Here is an 18,382-nt window from a genome sequence, read left to right as displayed (position 1 = left end):
CCCCGGTCCTTCGTGGCTCAAGTGAGGATGTTGAGGTGATGGTTTGAAATGGCTTCGCCGGGTCGCCCTGATCGTTGTCGTGCTGCTGCTGGTCTCTGGCCTGCTGTACTGGTTCCTGCCGGCCAGTCTGGCCGTGCCGTTCGCCGCGTCCCGCGCGAAAGGGCTGGTGCTGGACGATCTCTCGGGCACCTTGTGGGATGGGCGGGCAGGGCGTGTCACGGGCCGTGACGGCCGCGAACTGGGCAGTGCCACGTGGCGCCTCGGTCGCGACGCCATCCTCGGCCGCATTCATCTCGATCTTCATCTCGAGGGGCGCGCCGGCCGCTTCGACGGCCATCTCGAACGGACCGATCCCGACGCCATGCACTGGACCGGCATCGACTTCCGGCTCGACGCCGCAGCGCTGGCCGGCCCGGCTCTGCCACCCGAACTGATCCCGATGGGCGTCGTCGACGGCCAGATCCCGCGCGCCGACCTGCAGGGTAACTGGCCTGTCGCGCTCGACGCCGATATCCACTGGCGCGCCGCGGCCATACGCACGCCGGAGGGCTACGTCGCCCTGGGAGGTCTCGCTCTGAAGGCGGCCAGCGTCGGCGGCGTGCTTCGCGCCACGCTCGCGGACGACGGCAAGGGCTCGCTGGCGGTCGACGCCGCGCTCGCCGCGTCGCCGCTTGGCTGGCGTCTGGACGGCAAGCTGGTCCCGCGGGTCGCGGACAGTGCGCTGTCGCACCTCATCGCACGTTTCGGCCCCATCGGGCGCAACGGCTCCGTCAATCTGCAACGCAAGGCCGGGTTAGCGCCCGCGAACACGCCATGACCGACACCCTCGACAAGGCGCTTGCCGCCGCCCGTGACGCCGCCGGCGCCGCCGCGGAGATCATCCTTCACTACTGGCGCTCGGGCGTCGACGTGATCGTCAAGGGCGACGACACCCCCGTGACCGTCGCCGACCGCGAGGCCGAGCTGGCCATCCGTGCGATCCTCTCCAAGGCATTGCCGGAGGCCGGTATCTACGGCGAGGAGTACGGCGCCGACGACACGACGCGCGACTACCTGTGGCTGGTAGATCCGCTGGACGGCACGAAGAGCTTTGTCCGCCGCACACCGTTCTTCTCCACGCAGATCGCGCTGATGCACCGGGGCGAGCTGGTGCTCGGCGTCTCCTCCGCCCCGGTGTATGACGAGCGGATGTGGGCCGTACGCGGGCGCGGGGCCTTCCTCGACGGTGAGCCGGTGCGCGTGGCGGCCACCGAGGCCATGTCCCAGGCATCGATCTCCACCGGTAACGTAAAAACGTTGACGAGCGATGCCCGCTGGGATGCGCTGGGCGCGATGATCCGCGACAGTAACCGCATCCGCGGCTACGGCGATTTCTGCCACTACCACCTGCTGGCGCGCGGTGGCCTCGATCTGGTGGTCGAGTCCGACGTCAACATTCTGGATATCGCCGCACTGGCCGTGATCGTCAGCGAAGCCGGTGGCGTCTTCACCGACCTGTCCGGCGCCGCGCCTGGCCTGGAGACGCGCAGCGTACTGGCCGGCACCCCCGCGATCCACGCCGAGGCGCTCGCCCGGCTTACCGGGGCTACAATCGACCGATGAACAAACGCCCGACGATCCTCGCGACGCGCGACGCGTCCAGCAGCTACTTCCGCCATGCGGAAGAAGTCGACCTCGAATTCTCCAACGGAGAACGCCGCACGTTTCAACGGCTGAAGAGCGGCGGCCACGGCGCCGTGCTCATCGTTCCGATGCGGGATGCGGACACCGTGCTGCTGGTGCGCGAATACAGCGTCGGCGTCGAGCGCTACGAGCTCGGCGCACCGAAAGGCCGCATGGATGCCGGCGAAACCGCGGAAGAGGGCGCGAACCGGGAGCTGAAGGAGGAAGTCGGCTTCGGTGCGCGCAAGCTCACCTTCCTCGGCACTCTGTCGCTGTCGCCCGCGTATATGACCCACCAGATCCACATCGTGCTGGCCGAGGATCTGTACCCGGAACGCCTCGCGGGTGACGAGCCCGAGGAACTGGAAGTCCTGCCATGGCGCATGGATAATCTCCACGAGCTCATCGCGCGCGACGACGTGACCGACGGACGTTCCATCGCCGCACTCTTCATGGCCCGCGAGTTCCTCGCCGGGCGCTATACGCCGGCATGAGCGGCGCGCACGCCGCCTGGCTCGACCCGGTCTGCGCGATCGCGCGCGAAGCGGCCGAGGCCATCCTCGCCATCTACGCGCAGGATTTCGAAGTCGTCTGCAAGGACGACAATTCACCGGTGACCGCCGCCGACCTCGCCGCGCAGCGTGTCATCGCGGAAGGCCTGCGGAAGCTCGCGCCGGGCGTGCCGGTGATTTCCGAGGAGGCGCTCGCCGCGCCCTGGGCGGAGCGTCGCACCTGGCGCCGTTACTGGCTGGTCGACCCACTCGACGGTACGCGTGAGTTCGTGAAGCGCAACGGCGAGTTCACCGTGAACATCGCACTGATCGAGGACCATCGCTCGGTGCTGGGTGTCGTGCTGGCGCCGGTTACGGGCGATCTCTACGCCGCGGTGGCTGGCGGTGGCGCGTGGCGCCAGCGCTCGGTCGATGCACCACGCGAAGCCATTCGCACGCGTTCCGCCGACAGTCTGCTGATGGTCACCGGTAGTCGCTCTTACGGCACCGGTGGTCGCACGATGACCTTGCTCGAACGCCTCGGTAAGCACGAGACCTTTGCGCTGGGCTCTTCGCTCAAGTTTTGCGTGATCGCTCGCGGTGAAGCGGACATCTATCTGCGCCTGGGCGCCACGTCCGAGTGGGACACTGCGGCGGCTCAGTGCGTGCTCGAAGAAGCGGGCGGCGCGGTGCTCGATCTGGCTGGTCGTCCGTTCCGGTACAACACGCGCGACTCGTTGATCAATCCCGAGTTCATTGCCTGCGGCGACACCGGCGTCGACTGGACAGCGCGGCTGATCGACCCGGAGAATCCCGCGTGACACGACCTGTCGACGACCTCATCGCGATCATGGCGCGCTTGCGCGATCCGGAGAACGGTTGCCCCTGGGATGTGAAACAGAACTTCGCCACGATCGCGCCATACACGATCGAGGAAGCTTACGAAGTCGCCGACGCGATCGATCGCAACGACATGCGCGATCTTCGTGATGAACTGGGCGACCTTCTCCTTCAGGTGGTCTTTCATTCGCGCATGGCGGAAGAGGCCGGGCACTTCGCATTCGGCGATGTGGTCGACGCGATCTGCGACAAGATGGTGCGCCGCCATCCGCACGTGTTCGAGGATGTGACGCACGCGAATGACACGGCACGTTCGCGTGACTGGGATCGTCTGAAGGCGGAAGAGCGTAAGGCGCGTGGCGTGGAAGACACCAGTGCGCTGGCCGGTATCTCTTCCGGACTGCCGGAGTGGCAGCGTGCGGTGAAATTACAGAAGCGCGCGGCTAACGTCGGCTTCGACTGGCCGGATCACACGCCGGTGCTGGACAAGATGGCGGAAGAGATCGAGGAGGTCCGCCACGAGTTCGAAAACGGTGCCGATGAAGATCGGCTGGCCGACGAGATTGGCGACGTGCTGTTTGTCGCGGCGAATCTGGCGCGGCATGCGAAGGTCGACGTATCGCGCGCGTTGCGCGGGGCGAATGAGAAATTCGAGCGACGCTTTCGCGGGATGGAAGCCATGGCCGCGGCCGAGGGCCGTACGTTGTCGTCGTATTCGCTGGAGGAGCAGGAAGCGCTCTGGGTTCGCGTCAAGCGCGACACCGCCATGTAGGAGCGCGCCTCGCGCGCGAACCCAGAACATCGCGCGCAAGGCGCGCTCCTACAGGCAAGAAACGGGGCCTTGCGACCCCGTCGTGTCTTATTTGCCGTCAGCCGACTTCGAAGCGGCCCGTGCCTGCATGCGCTGCCTGAAAGCCTCCATGTCCTGATGACGCTTCTGGTCCTGCGCGAGGTTCTCGTCGAGGCTCTTGCGCAGTGTCGCGATCGCGGCATCGACGTTCTGCGGCTCCATCTGCGCACGTGCCAGGTGACGGTACGCATAGTCACGCACGCGCGGGTTCTGCGACTTGGCGAGTACCTCGTTGTACAGAGCCGGCAGTTCCTTCTGGCGACCGGTGGTCACGTAAAGGCGCTCGAGCGAACGAAGGTCGCCGATCACGCCACCGTCTTCCGGACCGCCATGGCCATGCTGGCCCCAGCCGCCACGCTCGCCGCGGCCGTGCCCATGATCGCCACCGTGGCCCCATTTCGGACCGTCGGGACCCTGCGGGCCCGGGCCACGCTGCGGGCCGCCGGCCTGGGCGGACGAGGTGGCCGGAGCGGCGGGGGTCTTGGGAGCGGCATCCTGCGCATACGCGAAGGCAGCCGAGCCGGCGAGGAGGAGGGAAGCGGCACTGGCGAGAAGGGTCTTGCGTTGCATAGGTTATCTCCCGGTTGGACTTGCACGGTGAAAAACGTGCCGCCGCGCGACCGGTTGACCGACCCGTTGTGATCCAGTCAGCATTCCGTGCGGGTCGCTTGCAACCTTTTCCGTCCGGCCGGCATCCATCACCGGTACACCGAATCACTCCGGAGGGTTTCCCCCATGCGGCACCTGATCTTCGCGTCACTCCTGCTTCTTCCCGCCATCGCTCTTGCCGATGATGTGCCTTCCTGCCAATTTCATGCGGACCGCAACCTCGATCTCGACCTGTCGGGCGTGCGTTCCGTACATTTCATCGTCAATGCTTACGACCTCTCGGTCGAAGGTGGCGCGGCCGCCGGCAAGGGGGCCATCCGTGGCAAGGCATGCGGTTCGAGCCAGGAACTGGCCGATAACCTCGTCGTGACCCAGGAAAAGCGCGGCGATACGCTCGTGGTCGAACTCACCACCAAGCGCAAGGGCTGGTCGGGCGGCTGGGGAAGCAATTACAGCTACCTCAAGGTCGACGCCAGTATCCCCGTGACGCTGCCGGTGACGGTTGAAGTCGGTTCGGGCGACGCGAAGGTGCGCGGCGTCGCTTCGCTGGACAGCAAGGCAGGTTCCGGCGATATCGAGGTCTACGACGTGAAGGGTGCCGTCAAGACACGCATCGGTTCGGGTGACTTCACCAGCGACGGTACCGGCTCGATCGAGGTCGACTCCGTCGGCTCGGGTGATTTCAAGGCTCGCCATGTCCATGGCGACGTTCGCATCGGCACTGTCGGGTCGGGCGACGCCAAACTGGTCGACGTCGACGGCAACGTTGAAGTCGGCACCATCGGTTCGGGTGACCTCGAGGTCGACGGCGTGAAAGGCAACCTCACCGTCCGGACCAAGGGCAGCGGCGACATCGAGGAGCACGGCGTGAGCGGCAAGGTTGACGTCCCGAATTCGGACCGCTGAGTCCACACGTTCCGGCGACATCGTCTGACGATATGATCCCGCCCTCACCGGCGGGATTTTTTCAGATGGCGTGGCTACCCGAATCGTTGCGCAACCTTCGCCGCGATGTACTTTTTCTCGTACTGCTGGCCGTGGCCGTGGTCTTCGCGGTGGCGAAACCGGCGCATCTGAAGGCGTGGCCTGGCCTGGTCGACTGGCCGACGATCGCGACCCTCACCGGGTTGCTGGTTCTGACCAAGGCCGTCGAGAACAGCGGTGCGCTCAACGTCGCGGGGCGCTGGCTGATCGATCGCACTTCCACACGCCGCATTGCCGCGCTGGGGCTGATCGCGCTCACCGCGCTGTTGTCGATGCTGCTGACCAACGACGTGTCGCTGTTCGTCATGGTGCCGCTGACGCTGAGCATGTGTCGCATCGCACGCATGCCCGCGACGCGTCTGGTCATCTTCGAGGCCCTTGCGGTCAACGCGGGCTCGATGCTCACGCCGATCGGCAATCCGCAGAACCTGTTCCTGTGGCAGCAGTGGAACAACGGATTCGGCGGCTTCGTGTGGGCGATGCTGCCCCTGGTCGCGATCGTACTGGTCTTGCTGCTCGGCCTGACCGCGGTCGCATTCCCCTCCACGGCGCTCGAAGTTCACGAAGACACGGACGATCGTGTCGATCGCGGCATGCTCATCGTTGCCGCGGCCCTCTACGTTCCCTTTCTGGTGCTGGCCGATCTGCACCACGAAATCTGGGCCCTGGCGGGCGTGCTCGTCGTGTTTCTCGCGTACCGCCGCCGCATCGTCGCCGCGATCGACTGGGGCCTGCTGCTTACCTTCGTACTCATGTTCATCGACCTGCGCATGCTCGCGGGGCTCGAAGCGATCAGGTCGTTTATCGGCGGGTTGGGGCTGGACACGCCGCTGCATCTCTATGCGACGGGCGCGCTGGCGTCGCAGGTGGTCAGCAACGTACCGGCGGCGATTCTGCTGGCGGAGTATTCGCATGACTGGCGCACCATCGCGTTCGGCGTGAACGTGGGTGGCTTCGGTTTCGTGCTGGGGTCGCTGGCCAACCTGATCGCGTTGCGGCTGCTGGGGGAGCGCAAGGCCTGGGGCACGTTCCATCTCTGGTCGGTGCCGTTTTTTATCCTGGTCGGTCTGATCGGCTGGGCGTTGTTGTAAGAGCGTGCTCCGCGCGGTCCTGCAGGGCCACGCGCGGAGCGCTCTCAGACCTTCCGGTTGCCCTTGGCGCCCGTGTTGCTATTGCCTCGGTCATGCGCCTTGATGAAATCGCGCACGTCCGGGTAAACGATGTCGCGCCAGCGACGACCGCTGAAGATGCCGTAATGACCGGCGCCTTCCACGGTGATGTGCTTCTTGCGCTTCTTCGCGATGCCCTTGCAAAGGCTATGCGCGACCTCGGTCTGACCGGGGCCGGAGATGTCGTCGAGTTCACCTTCGATGGTGAGCAGGGCGGTGTCCTTGATTTTGTCCGGCTGCACCAGTTCGCCGTGGATCTCCCACGTACCCTTGGGCAGGCGGTGCTCCTGGAACACCGTCTCGATCGTGTCGAGGTAGTACTCGGCCGGCATGTCGAGCACGGCGTTGTATTCGTCGTAGAACTTGCGGTGCTGCTCGGCGTCGTCGAGGTCGCCCTTGCGCAGGTTCTCGTAGAAGTCCCAGTGCGACATGACATGGCGGCTCGGGTTCATCGCCAGGAAGCCCGCGTGCTGCAGAAAGCCCGGGTAGACCTCGCGGCCGGCACCGGGATACTGGTACGGCACCTTGTGGATCAGCTGATTGCGGAACCACGACAGCGGCCGCGTGGTGGCCAGGTTGTCGACACTGGTGGGACTCTTGCGCGTGTCGATCGGGCCGCCCATGAGGGTGAGCGTGGCGGGCGTCGCCTCACCGCGCGCAGCCATCAGCGAGACGGCGGCGAGCACCGGCACGGTCGGCTGGCAGACCGAGACGACGTGCGCGCGATGCACGCCGACGTGACGGATGAATTCCTCGACGTAGGCGACGTAGTCGGCCAGCGAGAACGAGCCTTCGTCCAGCGGGATCATGCGCGCGTCGACCCAGTCGGTGATGTACACCTTGTGGTCGCGTAGCAGGGTGCGCACGGTGTCGCGCAGCAGGGTCGAGTGATGGCCCGACAACGGAGCCACGACCAGCACCGCCGGATCGTTCTTCATCTTGTCGACGGTCGACTGATCGTCGGAAAAGCGTTTGAAACGCTTCAGTGTGCAGAACGGCTTGGCCAGCGCCACCTGCTCGACGATGGCGACGTCGTGCCCGTGCGCGTGCACACTGTGGATATCGAATTCAGGCTTTTCGTAAGCCTTGCCCAGGCGGAACATGAGCTCGTACCCCGCCGCGGCGCGATCGGCGCCGGGCATGCGGGCAAACGGGCTGGCAACGTCGCCAAACATCTTCGCGCTCGCCTCGGCCCAGTAGGTCAGAGGGCTGAGCATCGAGCGTTGCCATTCGTGCATGAGATAGAGCATGCAGGTTCCGGAAGGGGCGGGGAGGGTGGCGCATCATAACCAGTTGCGCCGCGCCATATGTAAAGCCCCTGTTTTTGCTCGATTTAAACGGCGGCCTTGCGGCAGACCAGCAGGACCTCGTCCACGCCCGGGCCCGGCTCGAAGCCCGGCCTGAAGTCCAGGGCCTTCTGGAAACGCACGCCGAGCGGCATGAACACGCGGTTGTACCACCACATGGCGCGGGCGCGCTGGTGGGTCAGGTACCACTGGCCGAGGTCGAGCAGCTTCGAGGATTTGGGCTGCATGCCGTAGACGGCGCTGCGCTCGATGGTGAATCCGTGGCGGGCGAGCAGGTCGCGGATGGCGTCCGGCTCGTAGCGGCGGTAATGCCCGACGAAATCGTCGAAGGCGGTCCAGGCGTCGGGATGCAGCGGCACGGAAATCAGCAGGCGGGCACCCGGCTCGGCGACACGCGCGAGTTCACCGAGCGCGCCTTCATCGTCCACCACGTGCTCGAGGATGTCGAAAGCGCAGACGAAATCGAAGCTGGCGTCGCGGAACGGCAGGGCGCCGATCATGGCGTTGGCGACCCTGGCACCGTTGCGGCCGAGCTCCGCCAGCGCGGGAACGCTGAGATCGACGAACTGGGTGCCTTCGAGCGGCAGGCGCGGACGCAGGCCCGGCGCGACTTCGAGGCGGCGCGACGTCTGGGCCGCCAGTTCGGAAACCAGCGGCCAGGTATTGAAGCGCTTCGGTGAAAACAGCTTCGCTTCGGACCACAGCGCGTCGTAGAAACGCTTATTGCTGCCGATCAGGTCGGCGTCGGTCCGCGAGGCCGTCGAGCCCGAGGTGACTGATGCAGTGGACATACGTTACCTCGGGCGGGACGAAACATCAGCGCAGGCGGGAAAGCTCACGCAACAGGGGCAGGCGGCGGACGCGAACCGCGGTGGCGCGGAACACGGCGTTGGCGAGCGCGGGTGCCGCCGAGGGTACACCGATGACGCTGGCGCCGGTGGGTTCGGCCGTGGAGGGCACGATCACCGTTTCTACCTCGTAGGGCAGCGGCTGCGTCGCCGAGACCGGGTAGTCACGGAATCCCGTCTGCTGCACCTTGCCGTCCTTCACCGTGATGGCGAGGTTGAGGGCGGTCGACAGGGCATCCATGGTGGCGCCCTGCAACTGCGCTTCCAGGCCCAGCGGGTTGATCGCCCGGCCCACATCCGCGACGCAGACCGCGCGGCGGATATCGATGCCGTCCGCCGTGGGCGCCACTTCGATGGCGTGCGCCACGTAGGCGCCGAATACATACGAGCAGGCGATGCCGAGGCCGTTTTCGCTGCGCAGCCAGCGGCTCCAGTCGATCTTCTCGGCAGCCAGTTTCAGCACGTTGGCGAGGCGGGCCGTGTCGAGGGGGCCGCCACGGCCGTTGTATGGCAGCTGGCGCCCTTCGCCGAGCATGGCGAGCCGGAAATCGAGCGGGTTCAGCTTCAGCGAATGGGCGATCTCGTCGATGAAGCTTTCCGTGGCGAACGCGGGTGTGACATGCGGCGAGCCGCGCCATTCACCGCGTGCCAGCTGCGATTCCAGGGGGTACCAGTCGCTGCGGAAGTTCGGTACAAGTCCGGCGGGAAGCGCGTCGGGGACCAGCTCGGACTGCCACAGGCGGTTGTCCGGCGTGGCGCGGCCGACCAGCATCGACGGGCTGGCCATCCGCTGGTGCCAGCCCACGATCGCTTTCTTCCGGTCGATGGACGCGTTCAGTCGATGCACCGCCAGAGGGCGGTAATAGTCGTGTGCGAGATCGTCGTCACGGGTCCACAGCAGCTTGATCGGCCGGTTGCGAACGGTGTCGGCCTTCTTCGCCAGAGCGACGGCGACAGCCTCGGCGATGTAATCCTGCTCGAGACGACGGCCAAAGCCGCCGCCACCGCGGGGCACCTGGATATCGATCTGTTCCGGCTTGAATCCGGTCATGCGCTGCACGACGGCGTAGGCCGCGCGCGGAGATTGGGTAGCCGCGATCACCGTGATGCTGGTATCGGCATCCAGGCGAACCACACAATTCGGTGTCTCCGCCGTGGCATGGGCGATCCAGGGCTGGAAATAGGTGGCTTCGAGCGCGCGTGCGGCCTTCTTGCGCGCGGCGGCGACGTCGCCGTCGTTGCGAACGGTGGAAGGTTCCGCCGCCCCGGCCTCGTCGCCAAACAGCTCCAGTGCCTTCTGCTCGAGCGTGTACGCGGAAGGTTCGACGCTGGGGCCCTGCTTCCAGGTGGCCTTCAACGCGGCACGACCGGCGAGAGCGCTCCAGGTATCCGTGGCGAGCACGGCTATCGAAGGCACCTGTACGGCGGTGCCGGCAAGCTGGCCCTGTTCGGGTGTGATGTCGATGACGTCGTAGACGCCGGCAATCTTCCTGGCCGCTTCGCGATCGGCGGTATCCAGCGAGCCGCCCGGGTAGGGGCAGCGCGCGAGCACGGCGACCACGGCGTCGCCGATACTGTCGTCACCGGCATAACGAAGCTGTCCGGTCACCGCCGCGCGGGCGTCCACGTCACCGGCAGGCTGACCGATCAGGCGGTAGGCGTCGGTGGCCTTCAGCGGCGGCGCCGTCGACGGCGCGTCGATCGAGGCAGCGGCCGATGCGAGATCGGCATAAGAAAGACGACGCCCATCGCTCGCGATGACGACGCCGTTCTCCGTGTGCAGCTGGTCGGCAGGCAGGCCGAGGCGACGCGCGGCCGCCTGCAGGATCAGCCAGCGACCGAGGGCGCCTGCCTGGCGCAGGTCGGCCCAGGCGGCGGGAATGCTCGTCGCGTCGCCGCTGCGCTGCCGGCCATAGGTGAATCTGGGTTCGCCGTTGCCTGCCTGGATGCCAAGCCCGAGCGGCTCGACGATGACACGCGACCAGTCGGCATCGAGTTCTTCGGCGATGATGCGCGCCAGCGACGTCGCGGTGCCCTCGCCGTTGTCCGGATCGCGCACGCCGATGTAGATGCGACCATCGGCTGCGACGCGCAGGTACGAGCCGACCTGGGCCCAGGCGTCGCCCAGCAGGCCGACCGGCGGCGGTCGGTCGAGGGCTTCGGCGCTGCCGATACCGATGACCAGTGCCCCCGCGGTGCCCGCGGCGTACTTGAGAAAGCGGCGGCGGGAGAGTCGGACTTCGCCACTCATGCCTTGCCGTCCTTCATGTTGCCCGCGGCGCGTTTGATCGCCTTGCGGATGCGGCCATAGCTTCCGCAGCGGCAGAGGTTGCCTATCTTGTCGATGTCGGCGTCTGACGGATTTTTCTGCCGCGAGAGCAGCTCCACCGCCGCCATGATCTGGCCGGGCTGGCAGAAGCCGCACATGATCGCGTCCTCGTCGATCCACGCCTGCTGTACCGGATGCAGCTTGCCGTCGGCGCCGGCCAGACCTTCGACGGTGGTGACACGCTTGCCGGTGAGCTTCTCCATCGGCGTCTGACACGAGGCCACGGCCTTACCGTCGACGATGACCGTGCAGAAGCCGCAATCACCCTGATCGCAGCCGTATTTGGCGCCGGTCAGGCGCAGGACGTCGCGCAGGTACCAGAGCAGGGGCATGGTCTTGTCGCCCGAGTGCCGGTACCGCTTGTCGTTGATGATGAGGTCGATGCCTTCGCGTACGGGCTTGGGCGCCGGTTGCGAGGCGTCCTGTCGGGTCGGAACGGGTACGGGAGACGTCGGGCCTTGCTGTGCCATCTGCTTTCCTCAGCTGAACCGGTTCATTGTGGCATCCGTGCCCATGATCAGCGAGCCACTTTACTGAACAGATGTCGCCAGACCGCATACACAGGCAGTCCGGCGAGCACCACTAGGCACACCACGCCGGCGCTCAGCGGCTTGTCCCAGGCGTAGGCGACGACCACCGCGATCACGGTGCCGAGGAAAATCATCGGAAGCAACGGATACGCCGGTGTGGCGAACGCCGGCCGGCTGCCGCCGTGGCGGCGATACCAGAACAGCGTGGCGATGGTCACGGCGTACGCGACCCAGTCGCCGAACGCCGCGAAATCCAGCAACTGCCCGTAATTGGCCGACAGGACCAGCACAATGGCCCACGCCGCGAGCGCCATCAGGGCGATGTTGGGCGTGCGGTAACGCGGATGAAGTCGCGCTACGCTGGAGAAGAACAGACCATCCTCGCCCATCACCTGGAGCACGCGGGCGCCCGCCACGAGGGTGATGTTGCAGAAACCCAGTGTGGAAACGGCGATGCCGATGGCTATGACTTTGGCGCCGGCCGCACCGAACACACGGCTCATGACGTCGGCGGCGGGTGCCTGGCTGGCGGCGAGGCCATCGTGACCCAGCACGGCCATATAAGCGTAGTTGGTGAGCACGTAGGCCGCGATGACCACCAGCATGCCCAGTACCAGCGCGCGTGGCAGCGTTCGCTGCGGGTCACGTACTTCGCCCGCGAGATTGTTGAGGTAGCTGAAGCCGGAAAAGGCGAACAGCACCGGCAGCAGGGCGCCGGCGAGGCTGCCGCTCGTCGGCGCGACGCCCGGTGCCAGTGCATGAGTGGTGCCGACGCCGGCGAAGGCCAGGCCGGTCACCACCAGGGCGGCGATGGCGAGCAGCTTCAGGATGGCGAAGAGATTCTGTACCTGGGCGCCGAAGCGGATCCCGAAAAGATTCAGCCCGGTCACGAAAATCAGCGCGCCCACGGCCAGCGGCTTGACCAGGCCGGGCGACAGACCGAACACCGACGTGGCGTAGCTGCCGAAGATCGTCGCCACCGCGGCGCTGCTGCCGCTGTAGATCACCAGCAGCATGGTCCAGCCGAACAGGAAGCCGGCCAGACGGCCGAACGCCTCACGCAGGTAGACGTAGCTGCCGCCCGCTTCCGGGCGCCGGGCGCCGAGTTCGGCGTAGCAGAGGCAGCCGATCAGGGTCAGCAGGCCCCCGCCCACCCACAACGCCAGCAGTACCCAGCCCGAGGACGTGCGTTGCGCGACGATGCCCGGGTTGAGAAAGATGCCGCCCCCGATGATGCCGCCGACGACGATGAGTGCGGCATCCATGAGGGTGAGACGGCGGGCGTAGCCGGGATTTTCCATGAGACGTGGGTCGTGATCGGGATAAAGGACGGAGAATAGCCCAGATTGCGTTTTCTCCGTTGCGGCGCAACACTTCGGGGGATAGTCAGCCCTGGCTGACCGCTTCTTTCCCCAGCCAACAAAAGAGTCCCGTGAGCGAAAACGCAAACGCGCCGTTGCCTCTCAACGCGCCCTGGATCGTCATGAAGTTCGGCGGCACTTCGGTGGCCACCGCCGCACGCTGGCGCAATATCCTCGAGCTGGCCGCCAGCCGCCGCGCCGAAGGCGCGCGCGTGCTGATCGTGGTCTCGGCCCTGTCCGGCATTACGGACGGCCTGAAACAGCTTTGCACGCACACGGAATCGAAACGCCGCTCGGACGCGGCCGCCGCCCTGGCCGATCGCCACCACGCCCTGCTCGCCGAGATGTCGCTCGCCATGCCGGAGACGCTCGGCGCGCGCCTGGCCGATCTGGCCGGTCTTGCCGACAGCGGTGCCGGCGAGCTCGGTGAACTGGCCTGGCAGGCCCGTGTTCAGGCGCATGGCGAGCTGATGTCCAGCGCGCTCGGTGCGGCATTCCTCAGCGCGAACGGTCTGCCCACCACGTGGGTCGACGCGCGCGAGTGCCTGCATTCGGTGGCCCTGCCAAACCAGAACGAGCGGACCCGCCTGCTCTCGGCGATGGTCGAGCCGCATCACGATGCCGCCCTGACGGCCTCGCTGGCCGAGCGCGGTGAGGTCTTCATCACCCAGGGCTTCATCGCCTGCGACGAGGAAGGCCGCACGGTGCTGCTCGGTCGCGGCGGTTCGGATACGTCGGCGGCTTATTTCGGCGCGCTGCTGGCCGCATCCCGCGTGGAGATCTGGACCGACGTGGCGGGCATGTTCAGTGCCAACCCGCGCCAGGTCGCCGGCGCGCGCCTGCTCCAGCGCCTGGACTACGAAGAAGCCCAGGAAATCGCCTCCACTGGCGCCAAGGTGCTGCACCCGCGCTGCCTGTCTCCGCTGCGCGAGCCCCGCGTCCCCCTGCTGATCAAGGACACCAACCGGCCCGAGCTGGAAGGCACCTTCATCGGTCCCGAGATCCGCGAACACGCACCCAGCATCAAGGCGATCAGTGCGCGCAAGGGCATCACGCTGGTCTCGATGGAGTCGGTGGGCATGTGGCAGCAGGTCGGCTTCCTGGCCGACGTGTTCGATGCCTTCCGCCGGCATGGCCTCTCCGTCGACCTGATCGGCTCGGCGGAAACCAATGTCACGGTCTCGCTCGACCCGACCGAAAACCTGCTCGATTCCGACGCCATCGCCGCGCTTGCCGCGGATCTGGCGCGCGTCTGCAGAGTGAAGGTGATCGCGCCGTGCGCGGCGATCACGCTGGTCGGCCGCGGCATGCGCTCGATGCTGCACAAGCTGTCGGGTGTGCTGGCCGAGTTCGGCCAGCTTCGCGTCCACCTGATCTCGCAGTCGTCCAACAACCTCAACCTGACCTTCGTCGTCGACGAGGACGTGGTGGACGACATGCTGCCGCGTCTGCACGAACTCCTGATCGGTGCGGGCGCTCTGCGCACGGACGACAGCGTGGTGTTCGGGCCGTCGTGGCAGGCCTTGTACGGTGCGGGCGAACAGGTGCTGCCGGCCGCCGCATGGTGGCAGGGCGAGCGCGTGAAGCTCGTCGACCTCGCGAAAGAGCGCACGCCGCGCTACGTCTATCATCTGCCGACCGTGCGTGCGCAGGCACGCCGGGTGAAATCGCTGCAGGCGGTGGACCGCGCGCATTACGCGGTCAAGGCCAATACGCATCCGGGCATCCTCAAGGTGCTGGCGGAAGAAGGCTTTGCCTTCGAGTGCGTCTCGCCGGGCGAGCTCGCCGCCGTCTCGGCGGCGGTGCCCGAGAGCACGCCGCTGCTGTTCACTCCGAACTTCGCCGCGCGTCGGGATTTCGAAGCCGCGTTGCGGACGCGCGCGACCATCACCATCGACGCGCTGTATCCGATCGAGCACTGGAGCGATCTGTTCGCCGGTCGCGAGATCATTCTACGCGTGGACCTCGGTCGCGGGCTGGGGCACCACGACAAGGTGAAAACGGGCGGTACCGGCAGCAAGTTCGGTGTGCCGATCGAGCAGATCGACCGTTTCCTGCGTCTGGCCGATGCCGCGGGCGCACGGGTGATCGGCCTGCATGCGCATCTGGGCTCGGGCATTCTCGATGCCGCGCACTGGGGCGAGGTCTACTCGCAGCTGGCGGCGCTCGCGGAGCGTATCGGCACCATCACCGTGCTGAACATCGGCGGAGGCCTGGGTGTGCCGTCGCATCCGGGCGAGACCGCGCTCGACATGCCCGCGCTCGATCGCGTGCTGACCTCGGTACGTCAGGCCTATCCGCAGTTCCAGCTGTGGATGGAGCCCGGCCGCTATCTGGTGGCCGATGCCGGCGTGCTGCTGGCGCGTGTCACGCAGGAAAAGGAGAAGGGCGCCAACGTGCGTTACCTCGGTCTCGACACGGGCATGAACAGCCTGATCCGTCCCGCGCTCTACGATGCCTGGCACGAGATCGTGAACCTCACGCGCCACGGTGAAGCGGCGACCACGATGTACCAGGTGGTCGGCCCCATCTGCGAGTCCGGTGACATCCTCGGTTCGGACCGGCGCCTGCCGGAATCGAAAGAGGACGATGTGATCCTCGTGGCGCAGGGCGGCGCATACGGTGCCGTCATGTCGTCGCGCTACAACCTTCGTGACGAAGCCGACGAGGTGCTGCTGCCGTGACCGCCAACCTCACCGATCCACGCGGAAGCGAGCGCTTCCGCTTCGTCCGTCACACCTTCGTCGATGGTGTCGCCGAGCTGGTCTACGCCTTCGACGACGGCCTCGAGCTGACCGAGCGCGTTACGTTTCCGGGGGCGCCGACGGTCCCGCCGGAGCGCGAGGCGGCGTTCGCGTCGGCGCTCCGGCTGCTGCATATCGTCGCCGGTGTCAGCTACTACAAGGCGGGCATCCCGCCGTCGATCGTGATCGACGGCGAGCCGCTCGACGAAGAGACGGCGACGCTTGCCGACGCGCTGTATCTGCATGGTCTGGCCGAGTTCGCCTATCGCAACCGGCTGGATCTGCGTGGGCGTATCGCGTTTCCGTTCGAAAGTCGTGATCGCGTCACGGCCCCCGCGATCGGTTTGCCGGCACGCTCGTTGCTGCCGATCGGTGGCGGCAAGGATTCCGTGGTCGCCGTCGAGGCCGTGAAGTCGATCGGTGGTGACGCGACGGCGGCGTGGGTCGGCAATTCACCGCTCATCGCCGAATGTGCGGCGCGAACCGGTCTGTCGACGCTGAACATTTCGCGCGAGCTGGCGCCGGGTCTGTTCGAACTGAACCGCCTGGGCGCGTGGAACGGGCATATCCCCGTGACGGCGATCAACTCGGCCATTCTGACGCTGGCGGCTCTGTTGTACGGCTACGACTCCATCGTATTCGCCAATGAACGTTCGGCATCGGTCGCCACGCTGGAATACGAAGGTCAGGAAGTGAATCACCAGTGGAGCAAGGGCTTCGGTTTCGAGAAGACCTTCCACGACTACCTGCATTCGCATGTCGCCGCCGATCTCGACTACTGCTCGCTCCTGCGGCCGTGGTCGGAGCTGGCGGTGACCAGCGCATTCGCGCGCCTTGGCGCGGCGTATTTCGATGCGTTCTCCAGTTGCAACCGGAACTTCCGTATCCTCGGCCCCAAGCCGGCGGATCGCTGGTGCGGTCAGTGCCCGAAATGCCATTTCGTGTTTCTCGCGCTCGCGCCCTTCATGGCCAAACCGCGGTTGGTGTCGATCTTCGGGCGCAACCTGCTCGACGACGACTCGCTGGCCGACGCGTTCGACGCATTGCTCGAATACAAGAACCACAAGCCGTTCGAGTGCGTCGGCGAGGGCGCCGAAGCGCGCGCCGCGCTCGCGTCGCTGGCGGAGCGTCCGGAGTGGCGCGAAGACGCGCTGGTGTCGCGTTTCCGTCGCGAGATTCTTCCGCAACTTGACTCGTCCGAGCTCGCACTCGAGCCCTGGCTGAAGCCGGGTGCGTCGCACCTCGTGCCATCGCGTCTGCTCGGAGCGCTGGATGCGCTGGGCTGATCTCGAGGGGCGCCGCGTCGCCGTCTGGGGTTTCGGTCGCGAAGGGCGTGCGGCCCTCGACGCGCTGGCCCGGCATCTGCCGGGTCAGCTGGTCGATGTCTACTGTTCGTCCGACGAAGCGGCCGCGGCACGTGCTTCGTTTCCATGGGCGCACGTGCATGACGTGGCCCCCGATGCCGATGCGCTCGCGTCGTACGACATCGTCATCAAGTCCCCCGGTATCTCCGCGTACAAGCCCGAACTGCTCGATGCGCAGTCGCGCGGCACGCGTTTTACATCGGGCACCGCGCTCTGGTTCGCCGCCCATGTAACGGCGAAGACCATCGCAGTGACCGGTACCAAGGGCAAAAGCACCACATCCGCTTTGATCGCGCATCTTGCGCGTTCGTTGGGTGTGCGCACGGCAGTGGCCGGCAACATTGGCTTGCCAATGCTCGAACTCGATGGCGAGAGCGCCGATCTGTGGGTGATCGAACTGTCGAGTTTCCAGACCGGCGAAGCGTTTGGTGTCGGGCTTGGCGTCGTCACCAGTCTCTACGAAGAGCACCTCGACTGGCACGGCTCGCGCGAGCGTTACGTCAGCGACAAACTGAAGTTGCTGGCGTCATCCGCGCAGGTGCTGGTCAATGCGATGCAGCCTGCGCTGATGGCGCGAGCGGCGGGCCATCCGGGTCTGCATACGTTTGGCGACGAGGCGCACTGGCATGTTGCCGATGGCTGGATCCGTCGTGGCAGCGAGGATGTGATCGCGGCGTCCGCCGTGTCCGCGCCGGGTCTGCACAACGCGATCAACGCGTGTGCCGCCCTTGCCGCACTGGAGATCGCCGGCCTCGATGCGCGTGCCGCCGCGCCTGCGTTGTCTACCTTTGTGCCTCTGCCGCATCGGTTGCAGCCGCTGGGCGAGATCCATGGCCTGCGCTGGATCAACGATTCGATCAGCACTACGCCGCTGGCGAGTCTTGCCGCGCTCGAAAGCGTGGGAGTCGAACGTGTCGCGCTGATCGTCGGCGGGCACGATCGCGGTCTCGACTGGACGCCGTTTGTGGAAGCGATGCGCCTGCATGCGCCTGAGGCGATCGTGTGCCAGGGCGCCAGCGGTTCGCGTATCGCGGATGCGCTGGAGGCGGCGGGTGTCGCGAATGTGTATCGGGCAGCGGATCTCGCCGCCGCCGTCGGTGCCGCGCGTAACGCCCTGAGCGGCGAGGGCGTCGTCGTGCTGTCGCCGGGTGCGCCGAGCTTCGACCAGTTCAGGGATTATGCGGAGCGTGGCAAACGCTTTGCCGAGCTGGCGGGGTTTGAAGCCGGCGCGGCCCGTATTCAGGGGCTGGGCGTCAGCTGACGCCGTCGCCGACAGGCTGACGTGAGCCGCGGC

The 18,382-nt window shown here is 66.5% G+C and carries 16 protein-coding genes; 10 read left to right on the top strand and 6 right to left on the bottom strand.

The features are described from left to right. Positions 1 to 43 precede the first annotated feature (43 nt). From gspN to mazG, 5 genes are read left to right on the top strand one after another with little or no spacing between them, the layout of a single operon-like run. Complete coding sequence (gene gspN, locus FA87_RS14790) at positions 44 to 817, top strand: type II secretion system protein N (RefSeq protein ID WP_036110802.1); 774 nt, start codon at positions 44 to 46, stop codon at positions 815 to 817. Beyond that, positions 814 to 1,602 (top strand): inositol monophosphatase family protein, encoded by a 789-nt coding sequence (locus FA87_RS14785; protein ID WP_043695567.1) that lies wholly within the window; start codon positions 814 to 816, stop codon positions 1,600 to 1,602. The genes gspN and FA87_RS14785 overlap by 4 nt, the downstream gene beginning before the upstream one ends. Next, positions 1,599 to 2,156, top strand: coding sequence for an ADP compounds hydrolase NudE (gene nudE, locus FA87_RS14780; protein ID WP_043695564.1), 558 nt, complete (start codon positions 1,599 to 1,601; stop codon positions 2,154 to 2,156). The genes FA87_RS14785 and nudE overlap by 4 nt, the downstream gene beginning before the upstream one ends. Next, positions 2,153 to 2,974, top strand: coding sequence for a 3'(2'),5'-bisphosphate nucleotidase CysQ (gene cysQ, locus FA87_RS14775; protein WP_043695561.1), 822 nt, complete (start codon positions 2,153 to 2,155; stop codon positions 2,972 to 2,974). The genes nudE and cysQ overlap by 4 nt, the downstream gene beginning before the upstream one ends. Continuing rightward, a complete protein-coding gene (gene mazG, locus FA87_RS14770; RefSeq protein ID WP_043695559.1) occupies positions 2,971 to 3,765 on the top strand; it encodes a nucleoside triphosphate pyrophosphohydrolase in 795 nt (264 codons plus the stop codon). Before cysQ ends, mazG begins: the two co-directional genes overlap by 4 nt. 87 nt (positions 3,766 to 3,852) lie before the next feature. Here mazG and FA87_RS14765 read toward each other — a convergent pair whose 3' ends face one another. After that, positions 3,853 to 4,413: a hypothetical protein gene (locus tag FA87_RS14765; protein ID WP_043695556.1), complete on the bottom strand. Its 561-nt coding sequence runs from the start codon at positions 4,411 to 4,413 to the stop codon at positions 3,853 to 3,855. 165 nt (positions 4,414 to 4,578) lie between these two features. Between FA87_RS14765 and FA87_RS14760 the strand changes: the two genes are divergently transcribed. Together FA87_RS14760 and FA87_RS14755 are read left to right on the top strand one after the other, a co-directional pair. Further along, positions 4,579 to 5,358 (top strand): DUF4097 family beta strand repeat-containing protein, encoded by a 780-nt coding sequence (locus FA87_RS14760; RefSeq protein ID WP_043695554.1) that lies wholly within the window; start codon positions 4,579 to 4,581, stop codon positions 5,356 to 5,358. 65 nt (positions 5,359 to 5,423) lie between these two features. Continuing rightward, positions 5,424 to 6,527: an SLC13 family permease gene (locus FA87_RS14755; RefSeq protein ID WP_036110824.1), complete on the top strand. Its 1,104-nt coding sequence runs from the start codon at positions 5,424 to 5,426 to the stop codon at positions 6,525 to 6,527. A 44-nt stretch (positions 6,528 to 6,571) separates the two neighbouring features. Here FA87_RS14755 and phaZ read toward each other — a convergent pair whose 3' ends face one another. From phaZ to FA87_RS14730, 5 genes are all read right to left on the bottom strand, one after another. Next, on the bottom strand, positions 6,572 to 7,855 hold the full coding sequence (phaZ, locus tag FA87_RS14750; protein WP_052191370.1) for a polyhydroxyalkanoate depolymerase: 1,284 nt from the start codon (positions 7,853 to 7,855) through the stop codon (positions 6,572 to 6,574). Between the two features lie 83 nt (positions 7,856 to 7,938). Continuing rightward, on the bottom strand, positions 7,939 to 8,703 hold the full coding sequence (locus FA87_RS14745; protein WP_036110825.1) for a class I SAM-dependent methyltransferase: 765 nt from the start codon (positions 8,701 to 8,703) through the stop codon (positions 7,939 to 7,941). 25 nt (positions 8,704 to 8,728) lie between these two features. Further along, positions 8,729 to 11,011, bottom strand: a complete 2,283-nt coding sequence (locus tag FA87_RS14740; protein WP_043695551.1) for a molybdopterin cofactor-binding domain-containing protein — start codon at positions 11,009 to 11,011, stop codon at positions 8,729 to 8,731. Further along, positions 11,008 to 11,559 carry a (2Fe-2S)-binding protein gene (locus FA87_RS14735; protein ID WP_079522592.1) on the bottom strand — a complete coding sequence of 184 codons (552 nt, stop codon included), beginning with the start codon at positions 11,557 to 11,559 and terminating at the stop codon, positions 11,008 to 11,010. The genes FA87_RS14740 and FA87_RS14735 overlap by 4 nt, the downstream gene beginning before the upstream one ends. A 47-nt stretch (positions 11,560 to 11,606) precedes the next feature. Further along, entirely contained in the window at positions 11,607 to 12,920 is a 1,314-nt protein-coding gene (locus tag FA87_RS14730) for an amino acid permease (RefSeq protein ID WP_043695548.1), read from the bottom strand. A gap of 131 nt (positions 12,921 to 13,051) precedes the next feature. On the opposite strand from FA87_RS14730, the gene FA87_RS14725 reads away from it, so the two are divergent. Genes FA87_RS14725 through murD form a run of 3 tightly spaced genes read left to right on the top strand, consistent with a single transcriptional unit; the run spans position 13,052 to position 18,349 of the window. Next, complete coding sequence (locus FA87_RS14725) at positions 13,052 to 15,664, top strand: bifunctional aspartate kinase/diaminopimelate decarboxylase (protein ID WP_255349723.1); 2,613 nt, start codon at positions 13,052 to 13,054, stop codon at positions 15,662 to 15,664. Continuing rightward, positions 15,661 to 17,010, top strand: coding sequence for a UDP-N-acetyl-alpha-D-muramoyl-L-alanyl-L-glutamate epimerase (gene murL / locus FA87_RS14720; protein WP_043695545.1), 1,350 nt, complete (start codon positions 15,661 to 15,663; stop codon positions 17,008 to 17,010). Before FA87_RS14725 ends, murL begins: the two co-directional genes overlap by 4 nt. Further along, positions 16,997 to 18,349, top strand: a complete 1,353-nt coding sequence (murD, locus tag FA87_RS14715) for a UDP-N-acetylmuramoyl-L-alanine--D-glutamate ligase (RefSeq protein ID WP_043695542.1) — start codon at positions 16,997 to 16,999, stop codon at positions 18,347 to 18,349. The genes murL and murD overlap by 14 nt, the downstream gene beginning before the upstream one ends. Positions 18,350 to 18,382 lie beyond the last annotated feature (33 nt).

This window comes from Luteibacter sp. 9133 (assembly GCF_000800155.1).
Taxonomy (GTDB): domain Bacteria; phylum Pseudomonadota; class Gammaproteobacteria; order Xanthomonadales; family Rhodanobacteraceae; genus Luteibacter; species Luteibacter mycovicinus.
The sequence above is the reverse complement of the archived record's forward strand: the minus strand, read 5'-3'. Positions and strand labels throughout refer to the sequence as shown.